The organism is Micromonospora sp. WMMB482 (assembly GCF_019038635.1).
In the GTDB taxonomy this organism is placed as follows: Bacteria; Actinomycetota; Actinomycetes; order Mycobacteriales; family Micromonosporaceae; genus Micromonospora; species Micromonospora marina.
This window is the reverse complement of the sequence record NZ_JAHOPD010000020.1, coordinates 1,971,184-1,982,500: the sequence shown is the minus strand read 5'-3', so window position 1 is coordinate 1,982,500 and position 11,317 is coordinate 1,971,184. Positions and strand designations below refer to the sequence as shown.

3 protein-coding genes, 2 rRNA genes and 2 pseudogenes (1 of these 7 cut by a window edge) are annotated in these 11,317 nt (G+C 72.1%); 4 read left to right on the top strand and 3 right to left on the bottom strand.

Going from position 1 to position 11,317, the window contains the following annotated elements; all coding sequences use genetic code 11:
* The 3 genes from KSK32_RS10215 to KSK32_RS10205 form a co-directional block, all read left to right on the top strand.
* Window positions 1-1,311, top strand: a 23S ribosomal RNA gene (locus KSK32_RS10215); it begins 1,797 nt to the left of the window's first position.
* A gap of 77 nt (window positions 1,312-1,388) precedes the next feature.
* Window positions 1,389-1,505 (top strand): 5S ribosomal RNA (rrf, locus tag KSK32_RS10210).
* A gap of 355 nt (window positions 1,506-1,860) precedes the next feature.
* Window positions 1,861-2,487: an NADPH-dependent F420 reductase gene (locus KSK32_RS10205; protein WP_216930716.1), complete on the top strand. Its 627-nt coding sequence runs from the start codon at window positions 1,861-1,863 to the stop codon at window positions 2,485-2,487.
* A 58-nt stretch (window positions 2,488-2,545) separates the two neighbouring features.
* Here the strand turns inward: KSK32_RS10205 and KSK32_RS10200 are convergent.
* Window positions 2,546-4,362: pseudogene (locus KSK32_RS10200) on the bottom strand (VanW family protein).
* A 186-nt stretch (window positions 4,363-4,548) separates the two neighbouring features.
* Here KSK32_RS10200 and nudC point away from each other — a divergent pair.
* A pseudogene (nudC, locus tag KSK32_RS10195) lies at window positions 4,549-5,472 on the top strand (NAD(+) diphosphatase); the annotation flags it as partial.
* Here nudC and KSK32_RS33295 read toward each other — a convergent pair.
* Window positions 5,363-6,646 carry a lipopolysaccharide biosynthesis protein gene (locus tag KSK32_RS33295; protein WP_374226703.1) on the bottom strand — a complete coding sequence of 428 codons (1,284 nt, stop codon included), beginning with the start codon at window positions 6,644-6,646 and terminating at the stop codon, window positions 5,363-5,365. The pseudogene nudC and the gene KSK32_RS33295 sit on opposite strands and share 110 nt — an antisense overlap.
* A complete protein-coding gene (locus KSK32_RS10190) occupies window positions 6,643-11,313 on the bottom strand; it encodes an alpha-(1->3)-arabinofuranosyltransferase (protein ID WP_216930713.1) in 4,671 nt (1,556 codons plus the stop codon). Before KSK32_RS10190 ends, KSK32_RS33295 begins: the two co-directional genes overlap by 4 nt.
* Between the last annotated feature and the right edge of the window lie 4 nt (window positions 11,314-11,317).

Here is an 11,317-nt window from a genome sequence, read left to right as displayed (position 1 = left end):
TGAGCGGCCCGTACCCCAAACCGACACAGGTGGTCAGGTAGAGAATACCGAGGCGATCGGGCGAACTGTGGTTAAGGAACTCGGCAAATTGCCCCCGTAACTTAGGGAGAAGGGGGGCCGGAGACGTGAAGCCCCGCGCGGGTGGAGCGTTGTATGGCCGCAGAGAGCAGGGGGAAGCGACTGTTTACTAAAAACACAGGTCCATGCGAAGAAGTAATTCGATGTATATGGACTGACGCCTGCCCGGTGCTGGAACGTTAAGGGGACCTGTTAGCCCGCAAGGGCGAAGCGGAGAACTTAAGCGCCAGTAAACGGCGGTGGTAACTATAACCATCCTAAGGTAGCGAAATTCCTTGTCGGGTAAGTTCCGACCTGCACGAATGGCGTAACGACTTCCCCACTGTCTCAACCACAGGCCCGGCGAAATTGCAGTACGAGTAAAGATGCTCGTTACGCGCGGCAGGACGGAAAGACCCCGGGACCTTTACTATAGCTTGACATTGGTATCTGAATTAGCTTGTGTAGGATAGGTGGGAGCCGGTGAAGTCCATACGCCAGTATGGGTGGAGGCAATCTTGAAATACCACTCTGGTTGATTTGGGTATCTAACTTCGGACCGTTATCCGGTTCAGGGACAGTGTCTGGTGGGTAGTTTAACTGGGGCGGTTGCCTCCTAAAGGGTAACGGAGGCGCCCAAAGGTTCCCTCAGCCTGGTTGGCAATCAGGTGTTGAGTGCAAGTGCACAAGGGAGCTTGACTGTGAGACTGACAGGTCGAGCAGGGACGAAAGTCGGGACTAGTGATCCGGCACTGGCATGTGGAAGCGGTGTCGCTCAACGGATAAAAGGTACCCCGGGGATAACAGGCTGATCTTCCCCAAGAGTCCATATCGACGGGATGGTTTGGCACCTCGATGTCGGCTCGTCGCATCCTGGGGCTGTAGCAGGTCCCAAGGGTTGGGCTGTTCGCCCATTAAAGCGGTACGCGAGCTGGGTTTAGAACGTCGTGAGACAGTTCGGTCCCTATCCGCCGTGCGCGTAGGATACTTGAGAAGGGCTGTCCCTAGTACGAGAGGACCGGGACGGACGAACCTCTGGTGTGCCAGTTGTCCCGCCAGGGGCACGGCTGGTTAGCTACGTTCGGAAGGGATAACCGCTGAAAGCATCTAAGCGGGAAGCTCGCTTCAAGATGAGGTATCCCACCCACATTGTGGGGTAAGGCCCCCAGCTAGACGACTGGGTTGATAGGCCGGAAATGTAAGCCCGGTAACGGGTTCAGTTGACCGGTACTAATAGGCCGAGGACTTGACTACCAAGCTGCTACGCGTCCACTGTGCAACTCTGAACAAACCACCACCCACCGATGGGTTGGTTGACATGTTCATAGAGTTACGGCGGTCATGGCGGAGGGGAAACGCCCGGCAACATTCCGAACCCGGAAGCTAAGCCCTCCAGCGCCGATGGTACTGCACTCGGGAGGGTGTGGGAGAGTAGGACACCGCCGGACAACCTTTCAATTCAGGGCCACCCCACACGGGGTGGCCCTGAATTGCGTGCCCCACAAAAAGCCGGCCAACCCGCTGGCACAAGCAGGCGAACCGGTCACCACTACCCCGAAGTGGTGGCAACGGACTGCCCTGGACCCAGCCACCTCCCCGAACTGGCGGGCCTGGGCGCTCCCAGACCACAGCGCCCCGGATTCGGGTCGGCCGACGGGAATCACCACGACGGCCGCGTCAGTCTCGTACCGTCGAGCCGGGACCGTCGACGCACGCTCGCCCGCCGGCTCGGCGGCGAGAAAAGTGACGTGTCGTACGCCGGGACCGTGATCGGGTCCGACCGCACGGGGTACAGGAGTGAGCATGGAGATCGGAATCATCGGGTCGGGGCACATCGGGGGCACCCTCACCCGTCGTCTGCGTTCACTCGGTCACGACGTCGCGGTGGCCAACTCCCGCGGGCCGCAGAGCCTCGCCGACCTCGCCGCCGAGACCGGCGCCCGGGCGGTGCCGGTGGAGGACGCCGTGCGGGACGCCGAGCTGGTGGTCATCGCGATCCCGCTGAAGGCGGTGCCGCAGCTCCCGGCGGCGCTCTTCGACGGCAAGCTGGTGGTCGACGCCAACAACTACTACCCCCAGCGCGACGGTGACATCGCCGAGCTGCTGGACCGCAGCCTCAGCTCCAGCCGCTGGACCGCTGACCACCTCAAGGGCGCGCGGGTGGTGAAGGTCTTCAACAACATCCAGGCCGCGCACCTGATGGACGAGGGTAAGCCGGCGGGTACGGCGGGCCGGATCGCGCTGCCGGTGGCCGGTGACGACGCGGACGCCAAGCGGATCGTGATGGGGCTGGTGGACGAGCTGGGCTTCGACCCGGTCGACGCGGGCACGCTGGACGAGAGCTGGCGGCAGCAGCCGGACACCCCCGTCTACGGCACCGACCGGGACGCCGACGGCGTACGCCAAGGGCTGGCCGCGGCACGCCCGTGAGCAACATGGGAAAGGCCCCGCCGGGCGTGTCCGGCGGGGCCTTTCTGCGTCTCGTGGATCAGTCGTCGCCCGGCTTCGGGGCGCAGATGAAGCGCGGCTCGGCGTCGTAGCGCCAGCTGAACTTCTCCCGCTTGAACACCTCGCCGTCCTTCTTGATGACCCGGTACGCGTCCTGGGCGAACCCGACAGCGCCGGCGGCGGCGATGCAGGTCGGGCCCGGCGTCAGGTAGACCGTCTTCGGCTGGGTGATGTCGCGGCGCGGCCCGTACTCGGTCTTCACACTGTCGTAGATCTTGGTGCTCCAGATCGAGACGGTGATCGAGCTGGACGTGTACGACGTGTCGATCAGGACGCCGTACGGCGTGTTGTTCCGGAACTTGAAGTCGAGGTGCGGCCAGTAGATGGTCGACTCGATCACCGCCGGGTAGCGGCTGAAGTAGAACGAGTGCGGCTTGTGCTCGACGTCCTCCAGCCCGGCGTAGTAGGAGGCGTTGAACAGGGTGGTGGTGAACTGGGAGACACCGCCGCCGACACCAGGCACCAGCTTGCCGCCGACGATCGTCGGCGCGTCCTTGTACCCCTGGTCGTAGCCGCGTTCGCCGGTGTGCCCGTTGAGCGAGAACGTCTCGCCCGGCTTCACCAGAGCGCCGTCCACGTCCTTCGCCGCCCGGACGATGTTCTGGCTGCGCGGCGACGAGAGGCCGCCGGTGAATCGGGTGGTGAACGTCGACACCCGCTCCTTGATGCCGAGCTTCGCCAGTTCCGCCTCGGTCAGCTCGGGGGCGGCCGGCTTCAGCTCGGCGGTCACCGTACGGCCCTCGGTCTTCGGCAGCACCGCGAGCAACGCCGGGCCGAGCGCGGCGGCGTCGACCTGGCGCCCAAGCTTGCTGGGCAGCACCTTCGGCTTGCCGCCGCTGATGGTCAACCCGGCGTCCCGCGGCTCGACCTCGAGCTTCGTCAGCCGGTCGTCGAGTGCGGTACGCAGCCGATTGACGTCGACCTTCGGGGTCAGCGTGCCGGCGTCGTCGGCGGAGAAGCGCAACGACCGGGCGATGGCGGCGGGCGGGATGGAGACCGAGCCGCCATCGGTCGTGAGCGTGACCGGTGCGGCCACCGCGGGCCGGGCCAGCTCGGCGACGAGGCGGTCCACCTCCTCGCGGGTGGTGGCCGGCCACTTCTCGACGAGCGGCACGGTGACCGGCTCGGCGGCCAGCCAGCCGGTCTTCACCACAGCGGTGGCGCCGTCGGTGTCGATCGTCAGCGCCGGCTTCGGGTAGACCGGCTTCGGTGTGGTCCCGGTCCAGATGATCGCGGGCATGGTCATCTCACGCCCCTGTGCGCCCATCACCTTGCGCAGGGCCGCCCCAGCTTGGCCTGGTCGACCGTGACCACCGGCTCGACCGTCCGGGAGCCGACGAGCCGGCTCACCGCGTGCGCGTCGGCCTCGGCGGCCGCCGCCACCGTCGCGTCCACGTCGATGGCGAGCCCCACCTCGGACGGCTTCAGCTCGGCCTTGTTCTCACCGACTGTGACCGCGAGCGGGGCGTTCAACGTGTCGGCCCGGCGTTCCAGCTCGGCGCGGAGCGCCTGGGCCGCCTCCGCGCGACTCCGCCCGCCCAGCTCGGTGCCGAGCACCGTGGTGCCGCGGGGCACGTCACCGGCGTAGGCGTAGGCGCCCAGGCCCACACCGGCGGCGAGCACGGCCGCGACGATCCCTCCGGCCAGCAGCAGCCGGGCCCGTCGCGAGCGTGCGGGCTTGGCCGCGCCGCCTCCGGGTGGTGTGGCGACCGGCTCCATCTCGACGCCGGGCCAACTCACCGCCGCCACCTTGATGGTGGGACGGTCGTCGGCAGCCGGCATCTTCTCGCCGTACATCGTCACTGCAACCTCGATCGGAAGTACACGCGGGGACCGCTTCCCCCGCGGGAGACACCTACGGTAACCAACGCTCGGGCCCGCCGGGAGTGTCCGGTCCGGCGGTCGTGTCGGTTGCCCGCCGGTGTCGCACCGATCACCCGTTTCGGGGCCGTGCCGCGCCGGGGATCGTGGCACGGTGAACTGGTGCGGACACAGGATCGGGTGCCGGCGTACGGCGGTGGATGGCTGGACCGGGCGGCGGCGCGGCGTGCCGACGCGGACTGGCTGGCCGAGCGGCTGACCGACCCGGCGAGCGTCGTGCTGCCGTTGTGGCGCGACCGCTGCCTGGTCGACGGGGACGGCCCGGTCCGGCTCACCGGGGAACGTGCGTCGGCTGTCCGGGCCGCCGCGGGCGAGACCGTCTTCCTCGGGGTCGACGGGGACGCCGCGGTCTTCGCCGTCGACCTCTCCGAGCTGGCCGAGCCGGCCGCCGTGGAGGCGGCCGCCGCGACGCGGGCGGTCGACCTGCGGGCGCTGGCCGGCCGGCTCGACCCGGCCGGTGCGGCCGTCCAGGCGTACGCCCGGGGGTTGCTGCTGTGGCACCGGCAGCAGCGTTACTGCGGCGCGTGCGGCGCGGCGGCGGTGGCCGGCGGCGGCGGACACGTCCGGACCTGCGCGGACGCGGAGTGCGGGCGACTGCTGTTCCCCCGGATCGAGCCGGCCGTCATCGTGCTCGTCGAGGCGCCCGGCCCGCCGGGGCGCTGCCTGCTGGCCCGGCATGCGGGCGCGGCCGAGGGGGCCTATTCGACGCTCGCCGGTTTCGTCGAGGTCGGTGAGAGCCTGGAGGACGCGGTCCGCCGGGAGCTGGCGGAGGAGGCGGGGGTGACCGTCACCGACGTGACCTACCAGGGGTCGCAGGCGTGGCCGTTCCCCGCGGGCCTGATGGTGGGTTTCCGGGCCGTCGCCACCTCGGAGCAGGTCCGCGTCGACGGGGTGGAGCTGCTGGAGGCGCGCTGGTTCACCCGGTCGGAGTTGCGGGAGCGGATCGCGTCCGGTCGGTCGCTGGGCCGGGTGGACTCGATCGATCACCTGTTGCTGGGTGACTGGCTGGGCGCTGACGCCCCGGCACGGCCATCAGCAGTGTCGTGACGGCGGCCGTGGCGAGGGCTGCGACGACCAGACCGCCGACGGTACGCGGGCGCACGATCACGGCAACAGTCACCAGCGCGCCGGTGCCCAGCCACAGCGGTGCCGCCGCCCACCTGACGCCCCCGGCGAGACGGTCGTTGAGCAGCACGAACGTCACCGCGTAGAGCGCGCCGACGGCGGCGAACAGCGGCGCGTACCGGCCGAGCGCGGTGTAGTCGGGTCCGCCGACGAGCCGGAAGGCCAGCCCGCCGGCGACTGTCGACGCGCCCACCAGGACCAGACCGCAGGCACCAGTCACCGCGAGCGCGACGGTGCGGCTGCGGCGGTCCCCGCGGGCCAGGCGCGGCAGGGCGAGGACGGCGGCGACCTGCGGCGCCCACAGCGCGCCCTTGGTCAGGACCGTTCCCACCGAGTACGCCCCGGAGCCCGACGGCGGCAGCAGCTGGCGGGCCAGCAGCAGGTCGGCGTAGGAGACGACGAGCATCGCCAGCGTCGCTCCGCACCCGGCGGTCACCTGGGCGACGGTCAGGCGCGGGGCGGCCGACGGACGCCTGGGCGTACCGGTGAGCCAGGCCAGCGTCGGGGGTGCCAGCGCGGCGGTGAGCGCACCGAGCCCGAGCGCGCCGGTCAGGCCCGCGCCGAGCAGCAGCCCTGCGATCACCCCGCCGTATCGGGCGGCGGCCAGCAGTGCCATCGCGGCGGCGAGCCGCAGGAAGCGCTGACCGCCCTGCAACTCGCCGAGCGAACGCGACGAGAGCACCACCGAGGCCGTCGTGACCGCCAGCAGCGCGGGTACCACCGCCGGCAGGTCCAGCGCGGCGACCAGCACCGGTGTCGCCACCAGCAGCGCCCCCGCGCACAGGGCGGCCGTCAGCACGGTGAGCCGCCGGGTGTCGGACGGGCCGTGCCGGGCGTGGTGCACGGCGACCGCGAGTTGCAGGCCGAGCCCCGGCACCCCGGCGATGGCCACCAGGCCGAGGGCGGTGGCGAGCGCGCCGAGGTCGTCCGCGTCGAGCTTCCGGGCGGCGAGCACCGGCACCAGGTAGGCCAGAGCGTTCACCAGGACACCGGCGAGCGTGACGGCGACACCGGCCGCTCCCAGCCCGGTTCGCCGGCCGTCCGCCGGCTCCAGGTCCGGCCGGCTCTCGCTCACGTGATCTCCGAGACGCGGGACACCGGGACGCCGCCGGTGCCGGGCGCGGCGTCCGGTGCCGGCCGCCCGTCCGAGCCCGGCTCGACCCGACCCTCCACGCCCGCATCCCGGTCCGGATCCGGCGCGGCCCCACCGTCCGGCCCGCGGTCCGTGGCCGGCTCGGCCTCGCCGTCCGGCGCTGGGCCCGTGGCCGGCTCGGTATCGCGGTCCGGCTCTCGGTTCGCGTCCTGGTCCGGACCCGGTCCGGGGTGGTGGGCCGCGCCCGGCTCGGCGTCGCGGTCCGGCCGTCGGTCCGGACCCGCGCCTGGACCCGTGTCCGGACGGGCGAGGGCGGCGGGGGTGGCGACCGCCCCGGCGAGGGCGAGGACGCCGGTCGGCTGCCCGTCCGCCTCCGGCGCCCGTGGGCGCGGCACGACCGGGACCGCCGGTCTGATCCGGCGTACGGGCCGTCGGCGGGCGGTCGTGGAGAGCCAGAGCGCGCCCAGGGCGGCGACCGTCAGGAGTTGCGGCAGCGCGTCGGTGTGCCGGTCGCCCGACTCCAGGTGGACCCATCCGGCCAGCGCCACGAACGCGCCGGGAAGCCACGTCTCGGCGGCCCGGGCGATCCTCCTGACCCGCCGGGGGTCGGCGGTCCAGGGCAGGCGGCGCGGCCCGGGTACGGCGAGCATGAAGCCCGCCGCCACCAGCAGGCCACCGATCAGACCGCTGTGGAGCACGAGCGCGGCGGCGCCGACCGCGAGCAGCGGCAGCGAGCGGATGAGCCGTCGCCGGGCCGCCGGTGCGACGGCGACCGCGCGATCCCCCGCGGGCCGGCGATCGGGCAGCACCGCGAGCAGGACCACCACCGCCAGCAGGACGCCGCCGAGCAGCAGACCCATCCGGTACGGGGTGTCCGGCGTGAAGCGCAGCACCACGTCGCCGGAGACACCTGCCGGAAGGATCCAGCCCTGCTGCCAGCCGTCCACCACGAGCGGGGTGAGCGTCTTGCCGCCGACGGTCGCCTGCCAGCCGGTGTTTGTGTTCTCCCGGACCGCGAGCACCCGGTCGACGGGGTGCTCGGACACCCGTACCCGCCGCTCGGTGGCCGACCAGGAACCCACCTCGATGTCCCCGGCGGTGGCCTCCGCGGCGGGCGTCGCGGTCCGTGGCGCCAGCGCGACGCGGGTGGCGGTGGCGAGTGTGCCCGCCGCGGTGACGACGCGGTGCTCGCCGCTGCCCAGGTCGAGCTGCCGGGGCGTGTTCCGGCCGCAGGCGGTGACCGGCATCTCGCGCATCTCCAGCAGGTCGCGGACGGTGCCCGTGAGCGTGGTGGTGATCCGGGACGCGCCGACCTGGAGCGTCGGGCCGGAGCCGCACGCCAGCTTCAACGGCGTCTCCGGACGGGGCGCGACTGTGGTCCCGAGGGGCAGGACCGCCACCTCGCCGACCGCGACGGGCAGCGGCTCGGGCAGCCGCAGGCCGTACGGGTCGGTGCTGGTGGCGGACGGCTTGTCCAGGAACTGGATGGTGATCGAGTCGGTCCGCATCGGCGGGTCGAGCGTGAGCACGCCGTCGCCGGTGAGCAGGTTGCTGCGGAACCCGTCGTTGCCGACCACCCGGACACTGCCGAGCCGGGTAGCCGCGGTCCCCTCCTCGACGGTGAAGCGGATCCGGCTGATGACCTGCGGTTCGAGCCAGGTGAGGCGCAGGATCGGCGCCTCGTCGTTGAGCGCCGGTGACCAGCTCGTGGCGGGGTCGCCGTCGAGGACCGCGCCGGGCCGGCCGGCCGGGTCGGGCACTGCCGTCGAGGACGCGGTGACCTGCGGCGCGAGGCGCAACGGCTGGGCCTCGGCGACCAGCTCGTCCAGGGCGGCGTTCAGCTCCGGGCCGGGGGTCGGCCGCGCCCACAGCTTCGCGTCGTACGTCCCGGCCACCGGCAGGGTGAAGGTGCGGTCGATGGTGGAGCCGTCCTCCGAGCCGCGGATCGCGTCGGTGGAGCAGCGCGGCCGGCCGTCGACTGTGAAGCAGGCGGGAGTGGTCGGGGCCGCCGACACGACGACGCCGGCCGGCTGGTCGGTGGCGGGGGCGGCGGGCAGCTGGAGGGTCCGGCCGGTCTCGACGCCGGGAATCTTGATCTCGGCGATGCCCACCGACTTGTCGCCGAGCGGGCGCAGGTCGAACGCGGCGTCGACGGAGACCTCGACCTTGCGGGTGGCGTGGACGCCCTGCAGCTCGAAGACCATGTGGTCGCCGAACTGTTCGACGGTGCGGCTCTCGTACCCGGCGGTCACGGTGACTGTGGTGGGCAGGGCGTCGGCCTTGAGGTCGAACCACACCTCGACCCGGGTGACCCGGGTCGGGTTCGCCAGGTTCACCTCGATCCACTGCTTGTCGCTGTCCGAGTGCGGCGCCGACCGCCAGGATGTGGCGGTGTTCCCGTCCATCGCGGCGTACGGCTGATATTCGGGTCGGGCCCCGCCGATCGCGTCGATCTGCGAGCGGGCGGTCGAGGCGCGGATCCCGCTGATGCCCTCGAAGCGGGCGACCGTCGACCACTCCGGCCCCCAGTCGGGCAGGTAGTCGTGCGCGGGCGCGGACACCGTGAAGGTGTCGTCGGCGGTGAGCGTCTGGGAGGAGTTGTCGCGCAGCCGGCCGAACGAGACGTCGCGCCGGCGCAGCCCGTCGGTCAGCACGACCCGCCCGGTGGTCCCGTCGGCCTTCGCGTCGCCGGCCAGGACTGTGGGCGCGGCGCCGAGCTGGCCCGAGGCGGCCAGGTCGAGCAGCGACTCGGGACCGCCGACGACGGTGGTCACGTCGTCGCGGTCGTACGCGACCACCGGCTGGACTGCCCGGTCCACCCGGTACACCTCAAGCGCCGGTCCGGGCACGTCGAGACCCTGGTCGCGGAACTCGTCCGGGTCGTCGGAGCCGCCGCGTACCGGGCCGAACGACACGACGCGGGTCAGGCCGGGCGAGCGTTCCAGCGCCTGCCGCACGACCGCCGGGCGGGCCGTGTCCGAGCGGCCGTGGTCGAGGTCGGCGCGGAACAGGACGTGGCTGATCCCGGAGCGGGCGAGCAGATCGGCCAGGCCGGCCGAGCCGGCGCCGGTGGCGAGCGTCGACTCGATCGCGTCCAGCAGCCGGATCGTGGCGGGCGGGGTGAACGGGATGGCGTTGCGGACCGCCCACCGGCTGTCCAGCAGCGGCTGGGCGATCTCGTCGGTGGTGCTGCCCCAGTCGTACGCGGGGAAGCGCGCGCCGGGGACGACGAGCACGCGCCCGCGGCCGGTGTTCGCGTCCAGCCAGCCGGTCGCCTCGTGCCAGTAGCCGGGCACGTCCTTCACCGCGCCCGGCGTGGCGAGGCCACCGGCGAGCGCCGGTGAGGCGACGCCCGCGACCGCGACCATCGCCGTGCCGGCGGTGAGCCAGGCCCGGGCCGTGGCACGGCCACGGCGCTGCTCGGGCGCGGTCCGGGCGGCGCGTACGGCGAGGCTGACCAGGTGCGCCAGACCGAGCGCCAGCGGCAGGCGGAGCAGCACGTCGAACTTGTGCACGTTGCGCAGCGGGGCGCCGATGCCGTCGAGGAACTGCTGCTGCGGCCCGGCGAGGATGTTCGGCAGGTCGCCGGTGTGCCCGAGCCCGACGAGCGCGACGCCGAGGAGCAGGCCGGTGATGAGGAACCGCCGGTGCGGCATCCCGCGCCGCGACAGGCCGAGCACCCCGAGCGCGGCCACCGCCAGGGTGGCCACGACGAGCAGCGTGTCGTTCGCCAGCCGCGCGCCGGCCGGGATGGTCGCGCCGAACGGGGAGGCCAGGTACGCGACCCAGTAGGAGGCGCCGCGCAGCGTCGTCACCGCGTCGGTGACGCTCGTGGTGTTACGGGCGGTCTCGATGTAGTCCAGGAAGGGCGGGCTGTACCGCCCGAGGACCAGCAGCGGGATCAGCCACCACGCGGTGGCCAGGGCGACCGCGCCGCACCAGGCCGCGAGGGCGGTGACGCGGCGGCGCAGGGGCCGGAGCGTGGCGAGCCAGAGCAGGGCGAGCGGCACCACGGCGGCGACGGCGGTGGCGTTGACGCCGCCCGCGCAGGCCACGGCGACCGCCGACCCGGCGACCGCGCGGCGCAGCCGGGCGCCCCGGGCGAGCCCCACGAGCGGGATGAGCACCCACGGCGCGACGGCGCTGGGCCAGGACTCCACCGACGACCAGCCGAGCTGGGTCAGGATGCGCGGGGACAGTGCGAACGCGACACCGGCGATCATCCGGCCGGCGGGACTGCCGATGCCGAGCCGGCCCGCCAGCCGCACCACACCGAGGTACGCGACGCAGAACAGCAGCGCCCACCACAACCGCTGGACGATCCACGGCGCGATGCCCAGTTCCGTCCCGAACAGGAAGAACGGGCCCATCGGCCAGAGATATCCGTATGCCTGGTTCTGGAGCTGGCCGAACGTGCCGGTGGGATCCCAGAGGTGCAGCGAGCGCAGCAGCCACCCGGCCGGATTGACGTTGAGGTCGACCTTGGTGTCCGGGACCACCTGCCCCGGGGCCTGCTGGAACGCGAGGGCGGTGAGCGCGAGGCAGATCGTCAGGTGCCGGAACCGTCGCGCCGTCTGCCGGGCACGGCCGGTCTCCCGGGCGGGGATGTCCGTCCCCGTCGGCGACGTTGTCGTCCCGTCCGCACGCATTTCG

Bases quoted from the DNA above. Each gene is read 5' to 3' on its own strand.
- KSK32_RS10190 (WP_216930713.1), bottom strand. From the start codon at position 11,313: ATGCGTGCGGACGGGACGACAACGTCGCCGACGGGGACGGACATCCCC.
- KSK32_RS10205 (WP_216930716.1), top strand. From the start codon at position 1,861: ATGGAGATCGGAATCATCGGGTCGGGGCACATCGGGGGCACCCTCACC.